This window comes from Curtobacterium sp. PhB136 (genome assembly GCF_004346855.1).
Taxonomy (GTDB): Bacteria; Actinomycetota; Actinomycetes; order Actinomycetales; family Microbacteriaceae; genus Curtobacterium.
In genome coordinates this window covers 355,738-377,801 of sequence record NZ_SMGH01000005.1, presented here as the reverse complement: position 1 = coordinate 377,801, position 22,064 = coordinate 355,738, and the positions used below count along the sequence as shown (strand labels likewise).

Genomic DNA, 22,064 nt, shown 5'->3' with positions numbered 1-22,064 from the left:
TGCGGGAACCGCACCGAGCCTCCAGTCCGTCGCCTGGTCGCCACTCACCCGGCGGTCGCGATGCTCCCGGTCGTCGCCGTGGCCGCCGGCCGGTGGGCGCGGCTGCGGCGCGCAGCCGTCGCCGCGATCGTCACCAGCACGAGCCCGGCGAGCGTGATCGCGGCTCCGGCCCAGATCGGCGACGTGTAGCCGAGGCCGGCGGCGATCGTGAGGCCGCCGATCCACGCGCCGAACGCGTTGCCGAGGTTGAAGGCGGCGATGTTGGCGCCGCTCGCGAGGGTCGGTGCGTGGTCGGCGTAGTGCATCACGCGGGTCTGGAGCGCGGGCACGGTGGCGAAGCCGAACGCACCCATGAGGACGAGGGCGATCACGGTGAGCACGGGGTTCGACGCGACGACGGCGAAGAGGCCGAGCACCACGGTGAGTGCGGCGAGGACGACGACGAGGGTGCGGTCGATGGACCTCGCGGCGAGGCGTCCGCCGGCCCAGTTGCCGACGAAGAGGCCGAGGCCGAACACGACGAGGAGCCACGGGACGGCGGCCGAGGCGAAGCCGGACACGGCGGTCAGGGTGTACGCGATGTAGGTGAACGCGCCGAACATGCCGCCGTAGCCGAGCACCGTGACGCCGAGCGAGAGCCACACCTGCCCGGAGCGGAACGCGCCGAGCTCCCGGACCAGGGACGGAGCGGTGTCCTGCCGGACGGCGGGGACGAGCAGTGCGACCCCGACGAGGGCGACGACGCCGATGGCGGCGATGGCCCAGAACGTCGCACGCCAGCCGAGCGCCTGGCCGAGGAACGTGCCGAAGGGGACACCGAGGACGTTGGACGCGGTCAGGCCGGTGAACATCAGGGCGACGGCGGACGCACGCTTCTCCCGCGCGACCATGTTCGACGCGACCACGGAGCCGATGCCGAAGAACGCGCCGTGGCAGAGGGCGGCGATCACGCGGCCGAGCATCATGACGCCGTACTCGGGGGCGAGCGCGGAGAGGGTGTTGCCGACGATGAAGAGCACGAGGAGCCCGACGAGCACGGGCTTCCGGGGGAGTCGCGTGGTGGCGGCGGTGAGTCCGAGTGCGCCGACCACCACCGCGAGGGCGTACCCGGTGACGAGCCATCCCGCGGTGGTCTCGCTGACGCCGAAGTCCGCCGCGACCTCGGGCAGCAGCCCGGTGATGACGAACTCGGTGAGTCCGATGCCGAACCCGCCGAGGGCGAGTGCGATGAGTCCCGCTGGCATGCGTGGTCCCTCTCCGTTGCCGGCGCCTGTTGTCCGCGGCGGGTGTGCCGCGTACGCTGGTAGTTGCAGACGCGGGACAAATAGTTGCACACGCTAGATGTGTGCGCAAGCGGACAGTGTGCGCCTGCAACTACTTTCGGGAGGAACCATGAGCGTCGACGACACCTCCGTCGCCGTCCGAGCACACGGCTGGCGCACCCTCGGGGCGCTGCACGGCCTGATCGAGGCGCACCTCGAGCGGGCACTGCGTGCGGTCGACCTGTCGGTCGTCGAGTTCACCGTGCTCGATGCCCTCCGGCGCCAGGACGGCTTCCACATGCGGATGCAGCAGCTCGCCCGCGCGGCGGCACTCAGCCCGAGCGCGACGACGCGGCTCGTGAACCGGCTCGAGGAGCGGGCGCTGCTGACCCGGGTGCTCTGCGCCGACGACCGTCGCGGGCTCTACACGGAGCTGACCCACGCCGGCTCGGTGCTCTTCGACGAGGCCGCGCCGATCCACGCCCGCGCGCTCGAGGCGGCGCTCGCCGAGGCGCACGGTGTCCCGGAGCTCGGCGAGCTGGCGACCGCGGTCGAGCGGCTGGAGTACGAGCGGGTCTGACCCGGGGTGTGGGGTGCGGGCGCGGGCGCGCTGTCGAGTGCGCAGACGATGTGGCTCAGCGCCCGCTCCGGCACCACTGCTGCGCACTCGGCGCCCGTCGCCCCGACCGGCCATCCGCCTGCCGCTGGTCGGTGACACATCCTCCGCTCGCTGTCACCGGCCCGATGTAGCATGCGCGGACATCCCAACACGAGGAGACCTGCGTGCCGGAAGCCCCCGACCTCGCCTTCCCCATCGACCGGGTGCGTGACGCCGGCGCGGCGATCATGTCCGCCGTCGCGACGGTGGTGGACGGCAAGACCGACGCCATCCGCACGGCCCTGACGGTGATGCTCGCCGAGGGGCACCTGCTCGTCGAGGACGTCCCCGGCGTCGGCAAGACCGTGCTCGCCAAGGCGCTCGGTGCCTCGGTCGGCGGGTCGGTGAACCGGATCCAGTTCACCTCGGACATGCTGCCGTCCGACGTCACCGGGGTGAACATCTTCGACCAGTCCTCCGGGACCTTCCGCTTCTCGCCCGGCCCGGTGTTCGCGAACGTCGTCATCGGCGACGAGATCAACCGCACCAGCCCGAAGACGCAGTCGGCGCTGCTCGAGGCGATGGCCGAGTCGCAGGTCACGGTCGACGGCGTGACCCGGCCGCTCGAGTCGCCGTTCATGATCGTCGCGACGCAGAACCCGGTGGACATGGAGGGCACGTACCCGCTGCCCGAAGCCCAGCGGGACCGCTTCATGGCCCGCATCGCGATGGGGTACCCCAGCGTCGAGGCCGAGCGTCGGATGCTCACGGCCCGCGGCGGCCGCGACCCGCTGGAGTCGGTGCGCCCCATCGTCGACGTGGCGACGCTCCGCGCGATGGTCGACGCGGTCCACCAGGTCCACATCGCGCCCGACGTCGAGGCGTACGTCATCGCCATCGTCCGGGCCACCCGGACCCACCCGGACCTGGTGCTCGGTGCCAGCCCGCGCGCGACCCTGCACCTCGCGCAGGCCGCCCGCGCCCACGCCGCACTGCAGGGCCGGCCGTTCGTCACCCCGGACGACGTCGCGGAGCTCGCGCCGATCGTCCTCGCCCACCGACTCGTCCCCGTGGCGCGCGGCCTCGGCGGCTCCACCGAGGACACCGCGCGGGAGATCGTCGTGCGGGTCGTCGCGGAGACCTCCGTGCCGTTCACCGCGGCGCCCGTCCGCTCCTGATGTCCCGGTCCTGATGTCGCAGTCGCCGGTGTCCGCTCCGCTCCTCCGTCGTGCCGGTGCCGCACGGTCGGTGGTCGCGCGGTGGACCCGACGCGGCGCGGCGATGCTCCGGCGCACCCCGTTCCCGCTGCCGACCGCCCGCGGGTGGACCGTCATCGCGGTGGGGATCGGCCTGGTCGGCGGCGGGCTCGTCGCGACCACGAGCGTCGCGGTGTCCGCCGGGCTGCTCCTCCTGGTGCTCGTCGTGCTCGGGATCGCGATGGCGTTCCTCGTCGCGGCGCCGCTCCGGGGCACCCGGGTGGCGCCGCGGGCGATGGTCCAGGTGGGGGAGGTGTACCGAGAGCGGATCACACTGCGCGGATCGACGGTGGCCATCGGTCCGCGCTCGACGCTGCTCGTCCGTGAGCAGCTCGAGGACGCCTTCGCCAGCGTGTCCGACGCCGAGGCGTACGTGCAGGTCGGCCCGAACGTGCCGCCGGCGACCTTCGAGGTCGAGGCGCTCGCGATGCACCGCGGCCGGACGACGGTCGGCCCGGTGACGATCCGCGTGGAGGACCCCTTCGGCCTGCTCCGCATCGACCGCCCGGTGGTCGCCCCGGAAGAGGTGGTGGTCGTCCCGGCGTCGACCGCGCTGTCCGCGATGGACACCGGCGCACTCGCCGGAGCCGTCTCCGCGGACGAGGGCCGTGTCGGCCAGGGCGGCTCCGCCGACGACAGCGAACTCCGCCCGTACCGACCGGGTGACCCGATCCGCCGCGTGCACTGGGCGCAGAGCGCCCGCCGCGGGGAGCTCCACGTCCGCCAGACCACCCAGGCCCAGCCGCCGGAGGCCGTGATCGCGCTCGACCTCCGCCGCGAGTCGTACCAGCAGCTCGGGCGCGACGACCTCGCGGAGCTGTCCGACCTCGGCGGCGACGCGGCCTTCGAGCACGCCGTGGTCGTCGCCGCGAGCATCGCCCGGGCGCTGGCCGCCCGGACGTCCCGCGTCGTGCTCGTCACCGACGACCGGGGTGGCGACTCCCGGCACACCGGCGACGCCGGCGGGCTCACCGACGTGCTGGTCGGGCTCGCCGACGTGCACGTCCGGAGCGACGCCCGCGCGGTGACCGACGTGCTGCCCGACGTCCGCGGCCGTGACGTGCACGGCATGACCGCGGTGGTCACCGGGCACTGCACCGCCGAACAGGCCGCCGAGCTCGTCTCCGCGACGAGCGGGTCGAGCCGCGGGATCCTGGCGACGATCGTGCCGCCGGACCCGGTGGTCCGGGGGATCCTGGACCGCGGCGGGTGGCGCACACTCGTGATCCCGGTCGCCGGATCGGGGACGACCCGATGACCACGGCACGTCCGCAGGACACCCGGCCCTCCGGCCAGCGGGCCGACGTCCGCGCGATCCTCGAGCGCGAGGACGACCGCCCGGCACCCTCGACCTGGGTCGTCGCACTCGCGCCGGTCCCGGTGCTGATCGCGGCGCTCGCGTTCCGACCACTCGTCCAGGGCATCGCCTGGTGGACCTCCGCCCTCGTCATCACCGTGGTCCTCGTCGCGGTCGTGCTCAGCGTCCGCCGCCGTGCACCCGGCGTCCGGTTCATCGCCCTCGTGGCTGCGCTGATCGCCTGCTCGTGCGCCGCCGCGCTCGTCAACGACATCCAGCCGCTCGGGTGGATCGACGGCGACGGTGCGCTCGGGCAGACCATCGCCGCGATCCGGCTGAACCCCGCTCCGCTGCCGCAGACCGACCCGATCCGCCTCGTCGTGACGGTCGCGATCGCCTGGGTCGCCGCGGCGTCGCTCTTCCTGGCCACCGTCGCGCCGGCCGCCGCGCTCGCGGCAGCGCCGGCGCTCGTGATCCTCATCGTCCCCGGCGTCGTCACCGGCACCCCGGCCGGCACCGGGCTGGTGATCGCGACCGGCCTGGCCTTCCTCGCGATCCTGTGGCTCTCGGTGCGGCCGGTGCAGCGCGCCCTGCCGGCGACCGTCGTCGGCGCGATCGCACTGGTCGTCGCGGTCGGGCTGCCCTCCGTCGTGCCGTTGAACGCGAGCTGGCTGTCGGGTGTGACGGGAGCGATCCAGTCGCCGATCCTGCCCGGCCGCCCCGGCACGCTCCTCAACCTCGGGCAGGACCTCCGCCGGCCCAACGAGCTCGAGGTCTTCCGGTACCGCACGTCCGACGGGCAGCCGGAGTACCTCAAGCTCGCCGACCTCGACGACTTCGGCACGGGCGACTGGGTACCGACCGTCACCGACGTCAGCGACGCCCCGACGGCCGACCAGCAGCAGTGGGCGGTCGGCGTGAACCCGCGGCTCGCCAGCCGCGGCGACGTGACCGTGCGGATCACCGGGCTCTCCAGCAACTACCTGCCGGTGCCCTCCGGTGCGGTGTCGATCGAGTCGAAGTCGACGAACCTCGAGCTCGACCGGTGGCGCTGGATGGGCAACTCGAACACCGTGCGCTCCACGGGTCCGGCGACGCGACGTGGTGCCACGTACGAGGTCTACGGCGCCTCGACCTTCGCGAACGCCTACCTCGACGCCGTGGACGCCTCCGGTCGGCTCGCACGCTTCGACGGGCAGGGCTACCCGACACCGTCCAGCGCCGAGCTCCGCACCGACACCGCACTGCCGAAGGACCTCCCGAAGAGCATCAGGAACACCGCCGCCCGGGTCGCGGGCAGCGCCTCGAGCGACTACGAGGAAGCGCGTGCACTCGAGCAGTGGTTCCGGAGCGACCTCTTCACCTACTCCGAGACCGCGCCCGTCGAACAGGGCTACGACGGCGACAGCATGGACGTCGTCGCGAAGTTCCTGCAGGTCCGCGAGGGCTACTGCGTGCACTTCTCCTCCGCCATGGCCGTGATGGCCAGGACCCTCGGCATCCCCTCCCGCATCGCCGTCGGCTACCGCGCCGGCGGCACCGCGGAGGACGGCGAGTACTCGGTCTCGAACCGACAGCTGCACTCCTGGCCGGAGCTGTACATCAAGGGCGCCGGCTGGGTCGCCTTCGAGCCGACGCCCGACTCCGACTCGGCGGCGGTCCCCAGCACCGAGCCGTCCGCGTCGCCGTCGGCGGCCGCACCCGAGACGCCGCTGCCGGCGCCGAACGAGACCACCGACCCGTCCTCGTCGGCCAGCCCCACCCCGAGCGCATCGGCCGAGGCCGGTGCCGCCGGTGGTGGCAACGGCGGTGGGAGCGGGCCGCTGGGGCTCGCCCTCGGCATCCTCATCGCGGCCGCCGTGCTGGTCGCACCCGCGTTCGTCCGGGGGGTCCGCCGCCGCTCCCGGCTCACCGCGATCGGCGCGGGACGCTCGCCGGCGGTCACCGCGTGGCGGGAGCTCCTCGACGACGTCGCCGACCACGGGTACGCGCCGGGGCTCGCCCCGCCGGGCGACGCGGCCGCCGTCGCGCGCACCGCGCGGGCGGTGCTCGGGCGGCTCCGCGACGTCGTGCCGCCGTCGGTGGTCGGGGCACTCGACGAGGTCGTGGACGCGGTCGACCGGGAACGCTACGCACCGGTCGGTTCCGTCGACGGCGCTCGGCTCGTCACGGTCCTCCGGGAGGCCCGGGTCACCCTCGACGCGTCCGTCTCGTTCGCGGGGCGGGTGCGTGCACGGCTCCTCCCGCCGAGCCTGACGCCGTCCTCCGCGTGGTCCCACGAGGGACGGCGGCGCCGCCCGGCGTGAGGCGCCCGCCCATGCCCGCGTCAGCGGCGGCGGATGACGGCCTCGACGAGGGCAGCGATGACCTCGCCGGGGTCCACGCCGTCGAGCGCGGGGGAGTCGAACACGATGCCGACGTTCGCCCCGATCAGCGCGGTCGCGAAGAGGTCGAGCGGCATCCCGGCGTCGACCTCGGGGTGCGCGCCGAACCAGAGCCGGACGAGTCGCTCGACGCCGTCCTGCAGCACGCGGCGCTGCCGGATGAACTCGGGCATGAAGTCGGGGTGCCGGATCGCGAACCCGCGGAACTCCGACAGCAGCGCGAACTGGGCGCGCTGGTCGTGCATCCCGAACGCGGTACGGACGATCTCGGCGATGTCGTGCGTCGTGACGTCCGCGCTGACGAGGTCCTGCAGCGATCCGAGCACCAGGTTCGTCCCGCGCTGCATCACCTGCGCGACGAGGTCCTCCTTGGAGGAGAAGTTCGAGTAGACGGCGCCCTTGCTGAACCCGGCGCGCGCTGCGACGTCGTCGAGCCGGGCCTCGTGCACGCCGTGCTCGGCGAACACCTCGGCGCCGGCGATCAGCAGGCGCTCGCGGACCTCCGCCCGAGGGGTCCTGGCGGAGCTGCTGGTACCGGTGCTCGGGCGGTCGTCGTGGTCGGCGGCGTCGCTCATGGGGTCATTCTGGTCACTCCGCGCGGACACGGCGGACCTGCCGCGCCGTGCGTCTGATCACGCGCGGTGCGGTCGAGCCCCCATGGCTGCACATCCCGTTCGACGCCGTCACGATGGTGACCGGGTCGGGACCGCCGCGTTCGGGTCGCGTCGGTTCCTGACGATGGTCCCCGCCGGACGGGCGGATCCCGGGATGAGGGTGCCGGGCTCCGATACCCGGCGGTGTCGATGCTACGCCGGGCAGCGTGGCGAGGACAGCCCGGATCGCGGTGCGGACACGGTGCTCACCGGTCTTCGTCGTCCGTGTGCACGCTCCCGGCTCCCTGACGCCGACCCGGCCGCCGGAGCAGCCGCACCGCACCCGGCCGCAGCGCACGGTTCCGCGGACGCCCGCGCCGCCGACCCCGGCGGAGCAGCGAGGCGAGCGTCGACTGCGGCTGCCAGTCGCGCCCGTTCGGCAGCCCCCAGCCCCAGCGGACCGCACCCCAGCGGAGCAGGAGCGACAGCACGACCGCGGCGACGATCCCGATCGTCGGGGAGCCGAGCGCCGACGCGACGACCATCACCACGGAGGCGGCGACGGCCACGGACGCGTAGAGCGCGTTGCCGCCGAACACGGCGGGGACGCGGCGGAGCAGGAGGTCACGGCCCACACCGCCGCCGACGGCCGTGATCGTCCCCATGATGACCGCTGCCGGCCACTCGAGTCCGGCGTCGAAGGTCCGCTGCACGCCGACCACCGCCCAGAACCCGATGACGGCGGCGTCGAGGAACGTGAACAGCCGGTCCCACCCGCGTTCGGAGAACGACACGAAGAAGGCGATGAGCGCACCGGCGACGGCGACGGGCACGTAGAGGGGATCGGTGAGGGCGACGGGCGGCCCGTTCTGCAGCAGCACGTCGCGGAGCATCCCGCCGCCGAGCCCGGAGACGAACCCGACGACGAGGAACCCGAACAGGTCGAAGTCCATCGCTCGGGCGACGGCGCCGCCGAGGAGCGCGGACGCGAAGACCCCGGCGAGGTCGAGCACGTTCGTGACGGCGGCGAGTCCGTCGACCGAGAGCAGGTTCATGAGAACCATCAAACCCCACGCCCACCGGGTCGACGGCGAGACCAAGGTAAGGCTAGCCTTGCCTTCGTCATGCTTGCCACCCTCGTCATCGGCCTCCGCGAAGGTCTCGAAGCCACGCTCATCGTCGGCATCATCGCGGCGTTCCTCCGACGCAACCGCGTGCCCCTGGCACCGATGTGGTTCGGGGTCGGCGTCGCGGTCCTGCTCAGCGTCGGCGTCGGCTTCGGCCTGCAGCTCGTCGAGCAGGCCCTGCCGCAGGCGCAGCAGGAGGGCATGGAGGCGGTCATCGGCATCGTGGCCGTCGTCTTCGTGACCGGCATGATCATCTGGATGCGCACGCACGCGCGCACCCTCAGCACCGAGCTCGAGGCGAGCGCGACCGAGGCGCTCGGCCGCGGTACCGCCTGGGCGCTCGCCGGCATGGCCTTCCTCGCCGTGCTCAAGGAGGGCTTCGAGACCGCGGTCTTCCTCCTCGCCACGTTCCAGGCGTCGAGCGACACCGGTCTCGCCGCGCTCGGCGCCGTGATCGGCATCGCGGGCGCCGTGGTGATCGGGTACGGCATCTACACCGGCGGTGTCCGGCTGAACCTGTCGAAGTTCTTCACCGGCACCGGCGTCTTCCTGGTGTTCGTCGCCGCGGGGCTCGTCCTCACGGTGCTCCGACGCGCGCACGAGGCCGGCTGGATCGTCATCGGCCAGCAGCGCACGGTGGACCTGAGCTGGCTCGCCCCGAACGGTTCGGTGCAGGGGGCCCTGATCACGGGCGTCCTCGGCATCCCGCCGGACCCCCGCGTCATCGAGGTCCTCGGCTGGCTGCTCTACGTCGTGCCGGTCCTGGCGCTCTCGCTCTGGCCGCGGGCATGGCGCCCGACGACGGCACGCGTCCCCGCGGTCCGCACCGCGGTCGCGGCCACCCTCGCGGTCGCCGCCGTCGCGCTCGCGATCGCGGTCCCGGGCGGTGGCGTGCACGTTCCGGGCACGGTCACCACGACCGGTGACCAGACACGCGTGTCCGCCGAGGTCCACGGCGACACGGCGATCCTCCGCAGCACGGGCAACGGCCGACAGACCCGGGTGGACTTCCCGGCGTCGTCGCACCGCACCGTGACCCGCGCCGGCGTGACGGCCGACCGCTGGCGGTCCCGCACCGACCCGACCACCGACGGCGAACCGGCGAGCCTGACGCTCGACGACCTCGTCGGGTTGTTCGGTCGCATCCCCGTCGGCATCTCCCCGTCGACGAACCCCGGCCCGTTCGAGGCGAAGTGGGCCGTCTCGGAGACGACCACCCTCTGGAGCGTCGCCGGGGGTGTCCTGGACGCGACCAGCTCGCAACGTTCCGTACTGACGCTGAGCGGTGGGGGCCTCCCGTCCGCTCGGACCACGACGATCGACCGCAGCGTCTTCGCGGTGCCGGCCACCCGCGTGCAGGCGACCGCCACGGCCGTCGCGGCCGACCGGACCCGCTCCGCCGAACTCGCGCTCTGGAAGGCCTGGCTGCCGATCGCGCTCGCCGGCGCCGCCCTCGCACAGCTCGCACTCGCCCTCCGCGACCGTCGCCGCCTGGCGGCACCCGCGTCCCACGACCCCGCACCCGTCCCCTCCCGCGGCCCGCCCGCCGGGAACCCGACAAGGAGTTCCGCCCATGCCGTTCGGTAAGCAGACCGCACGACCCCTCATCACCCTCGGCGCGCTCGGCGTCGTGACCGCGCTCGCCCTCACCGGCTGCGCCGCGACCTCGTCGTCCGCGACGGACGACGCGACCGACTCGGGCAAGGTGTCCCGCGTCTCGATCACGCTGACGAACGACGGCTCCGACAAGTGCGCCGTGTCCACCACGAAGGTGCCGGCCGGTCCCGTCACCTTCACGGTGAAGAACGAGTCGTCGACCGCGATCACCGAGGTCGAGCTGCTGCAGGACCAGCGGATCTTCGGTGAGAAGGAGAACCTCGCGCCGGGGCTCGACGCGGTCTCCTTCACGAGCACCCTCGGCGGCGGCAAGTACCAGGTGTACTGCCCCGGTGCCGAGACGGAACTGACCGACTTCACCGTCACCGGCAAGGTCGCCTCGACCGCGAACAGCAGCGCTGCGACGCTCCTGAAGTCCGGCGCGACCGGGTACTCGAAGTACGTCGACGCGCAGGTCAGCGACATGGTGACCGCGGTCAAGCAGCTGCACACGGACATCGACGCGGGCGACCTCGACGCCGCGAAGAAGGACTACGCCGACGCCCGGCCGTACTACGAGCACGTCGAGAGCGACGTCGACGGCTTCGTCAAGGAGGGCTACAAGGCCACCGACAACGCCGGCAACCTCGACTACCTGATCGACATGCGCGCGTCGAACCTCGACGACGCCGTCGGCTGGAGCGGTTTCCACGCCGTCGAGCGCGACCTGTTCCAGACCGGTGCGATCAGCGACGGCACGAAGCAGTACGCGAAGGACCTGACGGCGAACGTCGAGCTCCTCGCGAAGCTCGTGCCGACCCTGGACTACAAGCCCGAGGACCTGGCGAACGGTGCAGCCGGGCTCCTCGAGGAGGTCCAGTCGAACAAGATCACCGGTGAGGAAGAGGCGTACAGCCACATCGACCTCGTCGACCTCGCCGCGAACGTCGAGGGTGCCCGCCAGGCCTTCGCGTACCTCAAGCCGGGCCTGACCAAGCTCGACCCGACGCTGACGAAGCAGATCGCCGCGCAGTTCGACGCGACGAACACGCTGATGGACGGCTTCCGGAACGCCGACGACCTCGGCGGGTTCGACAGCTGGACGGATGCGACGAAGTCGGCGCACGCCAACGAGATCTCGCAGCAGGTCCAGGCGCTGCAGGACCCGCTGTCCCGTCTGGCCGAGAAGGTCGCCACCGCGTGACGGACGATCGTGACCAGGCAGCCCGCGCCGTCTCCCGGCGCGGGCTGTTCGGCGCCGGCCTCGGCGCTGGCGCGGGGCTCGTCGCGGCGGGTGCCGGCGTCGGCGCGGCGGCCGGCATCGCGGGGGCGACCGCCGCGACCGGCGTCAACCCGCTCGCGGCGGCGACCAACGGCGACGAGTCGATCGACCTGTCGCAGAGCCACCCGTTCTACGCGACCGCCGCCGGGCATCCGCAGGGCGGGATCCGCACCACTCCGCAGCGGTACTGCGTCTTCATGACGTTCGACATGTCGTCGTCCGTCGCCACGGACCTGCAGGTCCTGCTGGCCCGGTGGTCCGCGTCGATCGCGCAGCTGCAGGCGGGCAAGACCGTCGGCTCCGTCGAGCCAGCGCACGGCGACGGCGTCGGTGCCGACACGGGGGAGGCGCTCGACCTCGGGCCCGCGTCGCTCACCGTGACGGTCGGACTCGGCCCGGGGATCTTCGACGAGCGGTTCGGTCTCGCCGACAAGCGCCCCGCGTCGCTCGCAGCCATCCCGACGCTCCCGAGCGACCGGCTGCAGGACGAGCTGAGCGGCGGCGACCTGTCGCTGCAGGCCTGCGCCGACGACCCGCAGGTGGCGTACCACGCGGTCCGCGACCTCGCGCGGATCGCCCGCGGCACCGCGACCGTGCGGTGGACGGTGCTCGGCTTCGGCCGCGCGTCCGCCGGGCCGTCGCAGACCACGCCGCGGAACCTGATGGGCTTCAAGGACGGCACCAGGAACGTCACCACGGACGAGGAGTACGACCGGTTCGTCTGGCTCGGCGACGACGCCGGGTGGATGGCCGGGGGGACCTACCAGGTCGTCCGGAAGGTCCAGATGAACATCGAGATCTGGGACGCCGACGTCGTCAGCGACCAGCAGCGGGTGTTCGGGCGGACGAAGATCGAGGGCGCGCCGCTCTCCGGTGGCACCGAGCACACGACGCCGGACTTCACGGCGAAGTCGACCGGCGACGGGTCGTCGGACGGCACGGCGATCGACCCGACGTCGCACATCGCGCTCGCCGCGCACGAGAACAACGGTGGCGTGAAGATCCTGCGGCGGCCGTACAACTACACGGACGGGCTGAACCAGTACGGGCAGCTCGACGCCGGCCTGCTCTTCGCCGCCTACGTCAACGACCCTGAGCACTTCACCCGCATCCAGCGCCGGCTCGGCGCCGTGGACCGGCTCAACGAGTACATCGCGCACATCGGGTCCGGGGTGTTCGCGATCCCGCCGGCGCCGCGGAAGGGCTCCTACATCGGCGAGCGGCTGTTCCGCTAGACGCGGTGTGTGGTGGGTGCCCTCCGCCGTTTCCCTGGAGACGGAGGACACCCGCGCCGCGGAGTCTCGCGATCGGAACCACCGCTCGCGATGAGAGGCGACCCTGCGCGGCGCGTCGCGGTGCGACAGCGCTGAGATTACCCGCCGCCACCCCGAAAACACAGGGATCCGTCGTGACCGGATACGCCGAGGGCGGACGACGCGGGTCGCCCGCCCGTCGTCGCACCACAGGGCATCGGCCCGGAGGCTCGGTGCGGGCCCGTCAGGACCCGCACCGAGCCCGCCGGTGTCAGTCCAGTGCCGTCTCCGCACGTCGGGTGCGCTTCCGGCGGGCGGCCACCATGGCGGTGATGCCCGCGAGGAGCAGGAGCCCGGCGACGACCGCGGGGGCCGTCAGTTCGGCACCCGTGTACGCGAGCGCGCCGTTCGCCGTGCCGTCCGCTGCGGGATCGGCTGCCAGGTCGGTGCCGGCGCCGGTGCCGCTGTCCGCACCGGGGTCCGCGCCGTCGTCGTCACCGTCGATCGGCTCCGATCCCGGCTCGCCCGGCTGGCCCGGCTGGCCCGGCTGGCCCGGCTCGTCGGGGTCGGTGCCCGGGTCGACGGCCGCCGCGAGGGGGATCGTGACGGGCAGGACGATCCGGGTCGCGCCGACGGTGATGACGAGGGGCTCGTCGGTGGTGGCCGCCGCGGTGACGGCTGCGGCACGCGTCGCGCTGCCCGGAGCCGCCGGGGTCGCTGCGTCCGTTCCGGCGGTCGGGACCGTGAACGCGAGCGTCGCGGTGCCCTGCTCGTCGGTGGTGTCGACGATCGTCGGGTCGACGGCGCTGGTCGCGAGGACCTGGTCACCGGCGCTCACCCGCACCGACGTCGGCTGGTCCCCGGCGTTGCTGAACACCAGCGAGGACAGGTCCATCGAGACGTCGTCGCCGGGCTGGAAGCCGCCTGCCGGCGTCGCGGTCATCGTGACCCCGACGGAACGCTGGTCCGCGGCGACCGTGACCTCCGGGTTCGCCTCGAAGTACTCGACCTGCGCCTCGAGGTCCACCTTGCCGCTGTCCTGCTTCGCGGCCGCGCCGGCGAACGCGGTGAAGTTGTCCCCGCCGCTGGCGAGGAACGAGTTCACCGTGACCTTGTAGGTGGTGCTCGCATCGATCGGGGCGCCGTCGAGCGTCATCGCGGTGATCCGGGAACCGCTGGTGGCCGCCGGGTCGTAGGTGTACGCGAAGCCCTCGGAGACGCCGAGCTTCAGGAACGGGCGGCTCGCCGTCGACGGCTGCCACTGCTGCTCGAGCGCCTGCTTGACCTGCGCTCCCGTGAGGTCGAGGACGACCAGCGTGTTCGCGAACGGCTGGACGACCGCGGCTTCCTTGTAGGTCACCGCACCGCCGGCGAGGTCCGCGCGGAGCCCACCCGGGTTCATGAAGGCGATCTCGGAGCCCTGGCGCTCCTCGGTGGCGCTCCGCTGGACCTCGGCGACGAAGTTGCCGAGGGTGGACTCGCCACCGCGGTTCTCGCTGCCGTCCGACTGCAGGGCGCGGCGCATGTCGACGTCGGTCGTGCCGAGCTCGACCGCGCCGAGCACGTCCGCTTCCGTGACCGCGGCGCTGACCGTCGCGGCGACGCCGGCGTCCGGGGTGAACGTGCCGTCGACCAGGCGGATGTTCTCCGCCGCGGTGGCCGCGACCGAACCGTCGGCCGCGACCGTCAGCTGCAGGTGTCCCAGGTTGAAGCCGTACGACCCGGTCTGGACCACCGGGCGGGCGACGGTGCCGCCGTCCGGGACGACGCTGTGGACGTACGTCTGGTGGGTGTGGCCGGACAGGATCGCGGCGACCTTCGGCGAGACCGCGTGGACGGCGTGCGCGAAGGCGCTGTCGCCGTCGAGGTCGGACGCGGCGGCGGTCTCGGCACCGTCGTGGACGAGCAGTACGAGGACGTCGGCCTCGCCGTTGTCCGCGACGCCGTCGGTGAGGTCGTCGGCCACGGCGTTCACCGAGTCGGTGATGTCGGCCATCTCGAGCGATTCGATGCCGGACGGGCTGACGAGCCCCTCGAGGTCGACCGTCGCGCCGATGAACCCGACGCGCTTGCCGCTGATCTCCTGGATCGAGAACGGGTCGAACGCGGGCTCGCCCGTCGCCGCGTCGAGGATGTTCGCGGACACGTAGTCCCACGTCGCGTTGCGGGCGTCGTCGGGCCCGATCACGCGGTCCTCGAGGTCCGTCCGGCCCTTGTCGAGCTCGTGGTTGCCGATCGCGCTGACCGAGAGGTCCATCGCGTTCAGCACGTCGATCGTCGGCTGGTCCTGCTGGATGAAGGACTCGAACGTCGAAGCGCCGATGTTGTCGCCGGCGCTGACGAACGCCGAGGTCGAGGTGTCCTCGCCACGCAGCTGCTCGAGCGCGCCGGCGAGCACCGCTGCACCGGCGGCGTCGCCGTCCCGCGGTGCCGGTGTGCTCAGCGACTGGGCGATGCGCCCGTGGAAGTCGTTGACGTCGTAGATGTCGATCGTGGTGTCACCCTCGGCGGCCAGGGCCGCGGACGGGACGGAGAGGGCGACGAGGACGCCGGCGGTGGCCAGAGCGGCACCGCTGACGACGCCGCGCCTGCGGGGGGTCGGTTTCGTGTTCATCGCCGACGAACCTATGAGGACGTACAGCGGGCGCGCCAGGGATGCCGCGATCTCGTCACACGAAGTTCACACACGCAACAGCTGTCGTCAGTCGCGGCCCAGGGCGCCCTTCACCCGCTCGACGGCCTCGGCCGCCATCGCCTTGGCGGAGTCCTTCACGACGCCGAGCTCCACCGGGTCGCCCTTCAGCAGGCTCTTCGCGGTGTTGATCGCGTACTCCTTCGTGATGTGCGGCGGGAGCGGCGGGACGTTCCGGCTGACGTACGCGTCGATCAGGGTGACGCCCTGGTGCGCGAACGCCCGCTCGACGGTGGCGTCCACCTCGGCGTCGTCGTGCACCGCGATGCCCTGGAACCCGAGCAGCGTCGCGTACCCGGCGTAGTCGACGGACTCGACGTCCTGCGAGCCCGGCCACATCGGGTTGCCGTCCTCGGTGCGCATCTCCCAGGACACCTGGCCGAGGTCGTCGTTGTGCATGACGACGATGACGAGCTGCTGGTTCGGCCACGCCGCCATGTACTTCTTCACGGTGATGAGCTCGTTCATCCCGAGCATCTGGAAGGCGCCGTCGCCGATCGTGCACACGGCCGGGCGGTCCGGGAACGCGAACTTCGCGGTGACGGCGTACGGCATCGCCGCGAGCATCGTCGCCAGGCGGCCGGACATGTCCCCGCGCATGCCCTTGCGGAGCCGGATGTGGTGGCCGTACCAGTCGGCGGTGGTGCCCGCGTCCGCCGTCACGGTCACACCGTCGGGGAGCCGGTCGTTCACCGCCTGGATGACACGACGCGGGTTCACGCCGTCGTCGTACGCCACCTCGGCCTGGGCGCGCATCTCGGACTCCCACTCGCGCATCTCGCTCGCGACGGTCTCCTGGAAGGACTTGTCCTCCTTGTCGACGAGCAGCGGCAGCACGGCGTCGAGGGTGGCTCCGACGTCGCCCCAGAGGTTGAGCTCCGTCGGGTAGCGCAGGCCCAGCTGCTCCGGCTTGATGTCGACCTGGATGCCGCGCGCCTGCCCGGTCTCCGGCATGTACTCGCCGTAGGGGTAGTTCGTGCCGAGGAGCACGATGGTGTCGCAGTCGCGGATCTGGTGGAGCGAGGGCAGCGACCCGAGGAGGCCGAGCTGCTGCGAGTGGTACGGCACGTCCGCGGGGACGACGTCCTTGCCGCGGAGCGCCGTGATGATGCCGGCCCCGGCCTTCTCGGCGGCGGCGAGGACCTGCTCGGTCGCACCGCGGGCACCGGCACCGACGAGGAACGTCACCTTCGCGCCGGCGTTGATGATCTCCGCCATCTTCTGGATCTCGTCGGCCGGCGGGGTGATCCGGGTCGAGGCCGGGACGTCGCTCGACCGCGACGCCCAGTGCTCGAGCGGCGGTGCCTCGTACGCCATCGCCTGGACGTCGTGGGGGAGGATGACGACGGCCGGCTGCTTCCGGAGCGCCGCCGTGCGGAACGCGGTGTCGACGACGACACCGACGGCCTCCGGGGTCGTGACCGTCTGGACGTAGCAGGCGACGTCGGCGAAGACGCGCTCGAGGTTCGACTCCTGCTGGGTGAACGAGCCGATCGACGCGAGCCCCTGCTGGCCGACGATCGCCACGACCGGCTGGTTGTCCATCTGCGCGTCGTACAGCCCGTTCAGCAGGTGGAACGCGCCGGGACTCGACGTCGCGATGCAGACCCCGACCTCGCCGGTGAACTTGGCGTGCGCGGTCGCCATCAACGCGGCGATCTCCTCGTGCGTCGGGCGGACGTACTCCAGGCCCTCGCCCTTGCCCGCCGCCTTGCCGAGGGCACCGTCGAAGGCGCCGATGCCGTCCCCGGGGTACCCGAAGACACGGGAGACCCCCCACGCCTTGATGCGGTCGATGACGAAGTCGCTCACGGTCGTGCTCATGTCCCCAGCGTGCTCGGAAGGGCCTGAGCGCGTTGTCACTCCACTGCGCTGTCACTCCATCGCGCTGTCACTCCATCGCGATGAGGGGGCGCAGCGTCCGGTGTGCGATCCGGAGGCCCTCGAGGACCTTCTCGTCGGTCCCGCCCCAGAGCGGGTCCTCGTGCTCGACGGACAGGGTGCCGTCGAACCCGGCCTCGTAGAGCCGGTCGACGACGTGCGGCCAGTCGACGACCCCGCGGCCGGGCACCCGGAACCGCCACCAGCCCATGTCCCACGGGTCGTCGCCCTTGTCGACCTTGCCGAAGAAGCCGTACTCGTCACGCTTGCGCGGGAAGAGCTCGAGGTCCTTCGCCTGCGCGTGCACGATGTGCTCCGCGAACGGCAGGATCGTCTCGACCGGGTCGATGCCGATCCACGTCAGGTGCGAGGGGTCCCAGTTCAGGCCGAAGCCGAGGCCGGTGACCCAGCCCCAGAGCTCGGGGGAGTACGCGATGTTGCCGGGGTAGCCGTCCGGGTGCCACCCCTCCATCACGCAGTTCTCGATGATGAGCTTGACGCCGTGTTCGCCGGCGTAGTCGACCAGTTCCGGCAGGACCCGATCGCCGAGGCGCATGTTCTCGCGGACGGACTTCGCGTTGTCGCGACCGATGAACGTGCCGACGTAGGGCACTCCGAGCAGCTGCGCGGCATCGATCGCGTGGAACAGGTGCTCCTTGATCTCCGCACGGCGCCCGAGGTCCTGGTGCAGGTTGTTCTCGTAGTACGCGAACGCCGAGATCTCCAGGCCCGTGCGGTCGAGCAGCGCCCGGGTGGCTTCCGCGTCGGCCTCGGTGAAGCTGGCGACCGGCAGGTGCGCTGCCTCGAAGTCGCGGCCGCCGGTGCCGGGCCAGACACCGACCTCGAGCCGCTCGTAGCCCTGCTCGACGGCGAAGTCCGCGATCCGGTCGAGCGACCACCCGGGCAGGCAGGCGGTGAGCATCCCGAGCTTCATGCGATCTCCTTCCAGGCGTCGTCACCCGCACTGGCGACGACGGCGTCGATGATCTGCGCCGACCTGGCCCCGTCGGCGAAGGTCGGGAGGCCGTCGGGCGCGACCCCGGTCCGGACGGCGGTGTACGTGTCGGCGACGAAGGCCGCGAAGGCGTCGAGGTAGCCCTGCGGATGACCGGACGGCACGGTGGCCAGGCGGCGCTGGTCGGGTGAACCCTGTGCGGGGTCCCTGACCAGGATCTGCGCCCCGCGCTCGTTGCCGAACCACGCCGACTCCGGGCGTTCCTGGTCGAACGCGGCGGAACCCCGGGTGCCGTCCACCTCGAACCAGAGCCGGTTCTTCCGCCCGGCTGCGACCTGGGAGATCACCACGTTGCCGATCCGCCCGGAGGCCGTGCGGAACGTCGCGACGGCGGTGTCCTCGGTGGTGACCTCCGCCCGGGTGCCGGCATCGGCGAGCGGGTCCGGGTCCGGCGACCCGGAGAAGGACGGGCCCGACGCCGCCGGCCGGGTCGGGTAGACGATGTCGGTGACGGCGCTCACGGTCGCGAAGCGCTCGCCGGTGACGAACTCGACCAGGTCGCACCAGTGCGAACCGATGTCCGCGAACGCCCGGGACAGCCCGCCGGCTCCGGCATCCACCCGCCACGAGGACGAGTCCTCGTCGAGCATCCAGTCCTGCAGGTAGTGCCCGTGCACGGCGAGCACCCGGCCGAGGTCGCCGTCCGCGATCTTCGCGCGGACCTCACGCACCATCGGGTGGAACCGGTAGACGAAGGGGACCGTCGCCACGACGCCGGCTTCGGCAGCGGCGCGTTCGAGTTCGAGGGCCTGGGCGCTCGACACCGCGAGCGGCTTCTCGCACACCACGTTGATGCCCGCGCGGATCACGGCGAGGGCCTGCGGGTGGTGCTGGTCGTTCGGGGTGCAGACGTGGACGACGTCCGGGGCGTCCGCGATCACCTCGTCGAGGTCGGCGTAGCCGCGCGGCACGTCGAGCTGCCCGGCGACCTGGGCGGAACGGGCCGCGTTGCGCCCGAGGATCCCGAGGACCTCCGCTCCTGCGGCCTTCGCGGCGCGCACGTGCACCGCCGCGATCATCCCCGTCCCGACCACGACCACGCGCAGTCGTCGTCCGGTGTCCTCAGTCGTCATGGTGCTCCCTCGCGCCGTTCCGGTTCCCACAGTATTGGAACGACGTGGAGTCGTGACCACTACGTTCTGGGACATGGCGACCCTCCAGACCACACTCCTCATCCTCGGTGCCAGCGGGGACCTCTCGAAGCGGCTCCTCCTGCCCGGGCTCGCGACCCTGCTGGAGGTGAAGGAGGACTGGGACGTCCAGCTCATCGGCGCCGGTGTCGAGGACATCGACGACGCCGCCTGGAAGCAGCTCGTGCACGACGCGTTCGAGGACGCACAGGCGTCGAAGAACGAAGAGGACGAGGGTGCCTCCGGGTCGGCTCCGCTGTCGGAGCGGCTGCAGGGTGTCGTGGACGCGTCGCGGTACCACAAGGCGGACGTCACCAGTGCCGACGACCTGACGACCCTGCTCGCGGACTGCGACCACGACCCGGCCGTGTACTTCGCCCTGCCGCCGGCCGTGACGGAGAAGAGCTGTGAGGTGCTCGCGGACCTCGACCTGCCCGCGGGGACCCGGCTCGCGCTCGAGAAGCCCTTCGGCACCGACGCCGCCAGCGCCGAGCACCTCAACGACGTGCTGCACTCGTTCCTCCCCGAGGAGCGCATCCACCGCGTCGACCACTTCCTCGGCCGGTCCACCGTCCTGAACCTCCTCGGCCTGCGCTTCGCCAACCGGATCGTCGAGCCGCTGCTCTCATCCGTCCACGTCGAGCGCGTCGACATCGTCTACGACGAGACCCTCGGTCTCGAAGGGCGTGCGCGCTACTACGACAAGGCCGGCGCACTCGTCGACATGATCCAGAGCCACCTGCTGCAGGTGCTCGCCGTCGTCGCGATGGAGGCACCGGCGTCGATCGACGCCGACGACCTCCGTACCCAGAAGGAACTCGTCCTCCGAGCGGTCCGCCCGTGGGGCGGCGACCCGTTGACCGCCGGCAAGCGCGCCCGGTACACCGCGGGCACGGTGGGGGACCGGACCCTGCCGTCCTACGTGGACGAGGACGGCGTCGACCCGTCGATCGGTACCGAGACCCTCGCCCAGATCACCCTGGAGATCGCGAACTGGCGCTGGGCCGGCGTGCCGTTCACACTCCGGTCCGGGAAGGCGCTCGGGGCGCAGCGCCGCGAGATCATCATCACGTTCAAGGACTCGCCGCACGTGCCCGACGGGCTGACCGGCGTGCAGCGACCCGACCGCCTCCGCATCTGGATCGCCCCCGACCAGATGCAGCTCGAACTCAACGTGAACGGCCCGGGCGACCCGTACACGATCGACCACACGAAGCTCGAGGTCAGCTTCAACCCCGGTCGACTGAGCGCCTACGGCGAGGTGCTCGCCGGGGTGCTCGAGGGCGACGCGACCCTGTCCGTCCGCGGGGACAGCGCCGTGCAGGGGTGGAAGGTCGTCGAGCCGTTCCGCACCGCGTGGCGTGCCGGCAAGGTCGACCTCGACGACTACGCGGCCGGGTCGTCCGGCCCCGATGGCTGGGACAACATCGACGCGTAGCGTCGAGCGCATGACCACGATCGACGACGTCCTGCAGACCGTTCCCGAACCCGCCGGTGCCGACATCCGTGTCGAACCCGTCCGCTACGACCACGGGGGGACCGCGCTCCTCGGTGTCCTCGCGAAGGACGTCGCCGTCTCGGGTCCGCGGCCGGCGGTCCTCGTCGTGCACGACTGGCACGGGGTGAACGAGCACGTCGAGGCCCGGGTCACGATGCTCGCGCGCCTCGGCTACGTCGCGTTCGGCGCCGACGTCTACGGCGAGGGGGTCCGTCCCGGCGACGACACCGCCGGACAGGTGGCCGGGTCGTTCTACCAGGACCTCCCGCTGATGCGCGCCCGCGTGCAGGCCGGCCTCGACCGCCTGCGCGAGGACCCCGACGTCGACCACTCCCGCGTCGTCGTGATGGGCTACTGCTTCGGCGGGTCCGCGGCGCTCGAGCTCGCCCGCACCGGAGCCGACCTCGCCGGGGCCGTCTCCTTCCACGGCAACCTGCTCACCCACGACCCGTCCGACGCGGGGGAGATCCGCGCGGCACTGCTGGTGCTGACCGGCGCCGCCGACCCGGTCGTCCCCGACGCCAAGGTCGCCGCGTGGCAGGAGGAGATGCGCGGGGCACCCGAGGTCGACTGGCAGGTCGTGACCTACGCCGGGGCGATGCACGCCTTCGCGGTGCCGGGGACCGACGCGCCGGACCACGGCGCGCAGTACCAGGAGCGCGCCGATCGTCGCTCGTGGCAGGCGCTCGAGGTGTTCCTCGCCGAGGTCTTCGACGAGGAGCTCGCGGCGCTCTGACCCGGCGACACGCCGAGCGTCCGGGGAGGACCCCCTCGATTGGCGCGCGCGCCGCACCTGTTGTAGAGTCTTCCACGGCCGCTACGGCAGCCACGCGCTCGTAGCTCAATGGATAGAGCATCTGACTACGGATCAGAAGGTTGGGGGTTCGAGTCCCTTCGAGCGCACAGGTCACCGAACAGAGAACGGCCCCGATGCATCGCATCGGGGCCGTTCTCGTTGGTCGTCGGCAAGCGCTACGATCACCTCACCCGAACCCCCGGTCGTGATCGGAGCACCAGCGATGAACCCATCGATCCCGTCCGTCGCCGAAGGCGACGACATGCCGACCCTCGACGCCGACCTGGACACCCGTCCGGACGTGCCGGAGCCCGGCCACCCGACGGTGTTCCTCGACGACGGCCCGGTGCTCGAGGAACCGGCCGCAGGATGACGGGAGGCCCGTGGCGACACCGCCACGGGCC

At 72.2% G+C, this 22,064-nt stretch carries 17 protein-coding genes and 1 tRNA gene; 11 read left to right on the top strand and 7 right to left on the bottom strand.

Annotated elements, in window-relative coordinates; translation table 11 throughout:
- Nucleotides 1-44 precede the first annotated feature (44 nt).
- Nucleotides 45-1,244: an MFS transporter gene (locus tag EDF27_RS08145; protein ID WP_132048127.1), complete on the bottom strand. Its 1,200-nt coding sequence runs from the start codon at nucleotides 1,242-1,244 to the stop codon at nucleotides 45-47.
- A 148-nt stretch (nucleotides 1,245-1,392) separates the two neighbouring features.
- On the opposite strand from EDF27_RS08145, the gene EDF27_RS08140 reads away from it, so the two are divergent.
- The 4 genes from EDF27_RS08140 (at nucleotide 1,393) to EDF27_RS08125 (ending at nucleotide 6,719) form a co-directional block, all read left to right on the top strand.
- Nucleotides 1,393-1,842 carry a MarR family transcriptional regulator gene (locus EDF27_RS08140; protein WP_132048125.1) on the top strand — a complete coding sequence of 150 codons (450 nt, stop codon included), beginning with the start codon at nucleotides 1,393-1,395 and terminating at the stop codon, nucleotides 1,840-1,842.
- 266 nt (nucleotides 1,843-2,108) lie between these two features.
- Nucleotides 2,109-3,038, top strand: a complete 930-nt coding sequence (locus tag EDF27_RS08135; protein ID WP_123656010.1) for a MoxR family ATPase — start codon at nucleotides 2,109-2,111, stop codon at nucleotides 3,036-3,038.
- 28 nt (nucleotides 3,039-3,066) lie between these two features.
- Nucleotides 3,067-4,374: a DUF58 domain-containing protein gene (locus tag EDF27_RS08130; RefSeq protein ID WP_132048123.1), complete on the top strand. Its 1,308-nt coding sequence runs from the start codon at nucleotides 3,067-3,069 to the stop codon at nucleotides 4,372-4,374.
- The gene (locus EDF27_RS08125; protein ID WP_132048122.1) at nucleotides 4,371-6,719 is read left to right on the top strand and encodes a DUF3488 and transglutaminase-like domain-containing protein; all 2,349 of its coding nucleotides are present in this window, start codon (nucleotides 4,371-4,373) and stop codon (nucleotides 6,717-6,719) included. The genes EDF27_RS08130 and EDF27_RS08125 overlap by 4 nt, the downstream gene beginning before the upstream one ends.
- A gap of 20 nt (nucleotides 6,720-6,739) precedes the next feature.
- On the opposite strand, the gene EDF27_RS19920 is transcribed toward EDF27_RS08125, so the two are convergent.
- Both EDF27_RS19920 and EDF27_RS08115 read right to left on the bottom strand, forming a co-directional pair.
- Nucleotides 6,740-7,372: a TetR/AcrR family transcriptional regulator gene (locus EDF27_RS19920; RefSeq protein ID WP_185021594.1), complete on the bottom strand. Its 633-nt coding sequence runs from the start codon at nucleotides 7,370-7,372 to the stop codon at nucleotides 6,740-6,742.
- A 284-nt stretch (nucleotides 7,373-7,656) separates the two neighbouring features.
- Entirely contained in the window at nucleotides 7,657-8,445 is a 789-nt protein-coding gene (locus EDF27_RS08115; RefSeq protein WP_123701906.1) for a trimeric intracellular cation channel family protein, read from the bottom strand.
- A 69-nt stretch (nucleotides 8,446-8,514) separates the two neighbouring features.
- Here EDF27_RS08115 and efeU point away from each other — a divergent pair, with 69 nt between their 5' ends.
- Genes efeU through EDF27_RS08100 form a run of 3 tightly spaced genes read left to right on the top strand, consistent with a single transcriptional unit; the run spans nucleotide 8,515 to nucleotide 12,630 of the window.
- A complete protein-coding gene (gene efeU / locus EDF27_RS08110) occupies nucleotides 8,515-10,104 on the top strand; it encodes an iron uptake transporter permease EfeU (RefSeq protein WP_123701907.1) in 1,590 nt (529 codons plus the stop codon).
- A complete protein-coding gene (efeO, locus tag EDF27_RS08105) occupies nucleotides 10,091-11,317 on the top strand; it encodes an iron uptake system protein EfeO (protein WP_132048120.1) in 1,227 nt (408 codons plus the stop codon). The genes efeU and efeO overlap by 14 nt, the downstream gene beginning before the upstream one ends.
- A complete protein-coding gene (locus tag EDF27_RS08100) occupies nucleotides 11,314-12,630 on the top strand; it encodes a Dyp-type peroxidase (RefSeq protein WP_207909585.1) in 1,317 nt (438 codons plus the stop codon). Before efeO ends, EDF27_RS08100 begins: the two co-directional genes overlap by 4 nt.
- A gap of 289 nt (nucleotides 12,631-12,919) precedes the next feature.
- Here the strand turns inward: EDF27_RS08100 and EDF27_RS08095 are convergent, their stop codons facing one another.
- The 4 genes from EDF27_RS08095 to EDF27_RS08080 all read right to left on the bottom strand — a co-directional run bounded on the left by EDF27_RS08095 (nucleotide 12,920) and on the right by EDF27_RS08080 (nucleotide 19,309).
- Complete coding sequence (locus tag EDF27_RS08095; protein ID WP_132048118.1) at nucleotides 12,920-15,262, bottom strand: bifunctional UDP-sugar hydrolase/5'-nucleotidase; 2,343 nt, start codon at nucleotides 15,260-15,262, stop codon at nucleotides 12,920-12,922.
- 87 nt (nucleotides 15,263-15,349) lie between these two features.
- On the bottom strand, nucleotides 15,350-17,164 hold the full coding sequence (locus EDF27_RS08090) for a thiamine pyrophosphate-requiring protein (RefSeq protein ID WP_132048116.1): 1,815 nt from the start codon (nucleotides 17,162-17,164) through the stop codon (nucleotides 15,350-15,352).
- 67 nt (nucleotides 17,165-17,231) lie between these two features.
- Nucleotides 17,232-18,155, bottom strand: coding sequence for a sugar phosphate isomerase/epimerase (locus EDF27_RS08085; RefSeq protein ID WP_123655736.1), 924 nt, complete (start codon nucleotides 18,153-18,155; stop codon nucleotides 17,232-17,234).
- The gene (locus EDF27_RS08080; RefSeq protein WP_123701917.1) at nucleotides 18,152-19,309 is read right to left on the bottom strand and encodes a Gfo/Idh/MocA family oxidoreductase; all 1,158 of its coding nucleotides are present in this window, start codon (nucleotides 19,307-19,309) and stop codon (nucleotides 18,152-18,154) included. Before EDF27_RS08080 ends, EDF27_RS08085 begins: the two co-directional genes overlap by 4 nt.
- Before the next feature lie 73 nt (nucleotides 19,310-19,382).
- On the opposite strand from EDF27_RS08080, the gene EDF27_RS08075 reads away from it, so the two are divergent.
- The 4 genes from EDF27_RS08075 (at nucleotide 19,383) to EDF27_RS19635 (ending at nucleotide 22,033) form a co-directional block, all read left to right on the top strand.
- Nucleotides 19,383-20,804 (top strand): glucose-6-phosphate dehydrogenase, encoded by a 1,422-nt coding sequence (locus tag EDF27_RS08075; protein ID WP_123701919.1) that lies wholly within the window; start codon nucleotides 19,383-19,385, stop codon nucleotides 20,802-20,804.
- A gap of 10 nt (nucleotides 20,805-20,814) precedes the next feature.
- Entirely contained in the window at nucleotides 20,815-21,600 is a 786-nt protein-coding gene (locus tag EDF27_RS08070) for a dienelactone hydrolase family protein (protein ID WP_123701921.1), read from the top strand.
- Nucleotides 21,601-21,694: 94 nt separating this feature from the next.
- Nucleotides 21,695-21,767, top strand: a tRNA-Arg gene (locus tag EDF27_RS08065).
- 116 nt (nucleotides 21,768-21,883) lie between these two features.
- Nucleotides 21,884-22,033, top strand: a complete 150-nt coding sequence (locus EDF27_RS19635; protein WP_165931401.1) for a hypothetical protein — start codon at nucleotides 21,884-21,886, stop codon at nucleotides 22,031-22,033.
- Nucleotides 22,034-22,064: the final 31 nt, after the last annotated feature.

Excerpts from the sequence above, each read along its gene's own strand:
- EDF27_RS08085 (WP_123655736.1), bottom strand. The coding sequence starts at position 18,155 with ATGAAGCTCGGGATGCTCACCGCCTGCCTGCCCGGGTGGTCGCTCGAC.
- EDF27_RS08145 (WP_132048127.1), bottom strand. The coding sequence starts at position 1,244 with ATGCCAGCGGGACTCATCGCACTCGCCCTCGGCGGGTTCGGCATCGGA.
- EDF27_RS08090 (WP_132048116.1), bottom strand. The coding sequence starts at position 17,164 with ATGAGCACGACCGTGAGCGACTTCGTCATCGACCGCATCAAGGCGTGG.
- EDF27_RS08075 (WP_123701919.1), top strand. The coding sequence starts at position 19,383 with ATGGCGACCCTCCAGACCACACTCCTCATCCTCGGTGCCAGCGGGGAC.
- EDF27_RS19635 (WP_165931401.1), top strand. The coding sequence starts at position 21,884 with ATGAACCCATCGATCCCGTCCGTCGCCGAAGGCGACGACATGCCGACC.
- EDF27_RS08095 (WP_132048118.1), bottom strand. The coding sequence starts at position 15,262 with ATGAACACGAAACCGACCCCCCGCAGGCGCGGCGTCGTCAGCGGTGCC.
- EDF27_RS08115 (WP_123701906.1), bottom strand. The coding sequence starts at position 8,445 with ATGAACCTGCTCTCGGTCGACGGACTCGCCGCCGTCACGAACGTGCTC.
- efeO (WP_132048120.1), top strand. The coding sequence starts at position 10,091 with ATGCCGTTCGGTAAGCAGACCGCACGACCCCTCATCACCCTCGGCGCG.
- EDF27_RS08125 (WP_132048122.1), top strand. The coding sequence starts at position 4,371 with ATGACCACGGCACGTCCGCAGGACACCCGGCCCTCCGGCCAGCGGGCC.
- EDF27_RS08140 (WP_132048125.1), top strand. The coding sequence starts at position 1,393 with ATGAGCGTCGACGACACCTCCGTCGCCGTCCGAGCACACGGCTGGCGC.
- EDF27_RS08080 (WP_123701917.1), bottom strand. The coding sequence starts at position 19,309 with ATGACGACTGAGGACACCGGACGACGACTGCGCGTGGTCGTGGTCGGG.
- EDF27_RS08070 (WP_123701921.1), top strand. The coding sequence starts at position 20,815 with ATGACCACGATCGACGACGTCCTGCAGACCGTTCCCGAACCCGCCGGT.
- EDF27_RS08135 (WP_123656010.1), top strand. The coding sequence starts at position 2,109 with ATGTCCGCCGTCGCGACGGTGGTGGACGGCAAGACCGACGCCATCCGC.
- efeU (WP_123701907.1), top strand. The coding sequence starts at position 8,515 with ATGCTTGCCACCCTCGTCATCGGCCTCCGCGAAGGTCTCGAAGCCACG.
- EDF27_RS19920 (WP_185021594.1), bottom strand. The coding sequence starts at position 7,372 with ATGAGCGACGCCGCCGACCACGACGACCGCCCGAGCACCGGTACCAGC.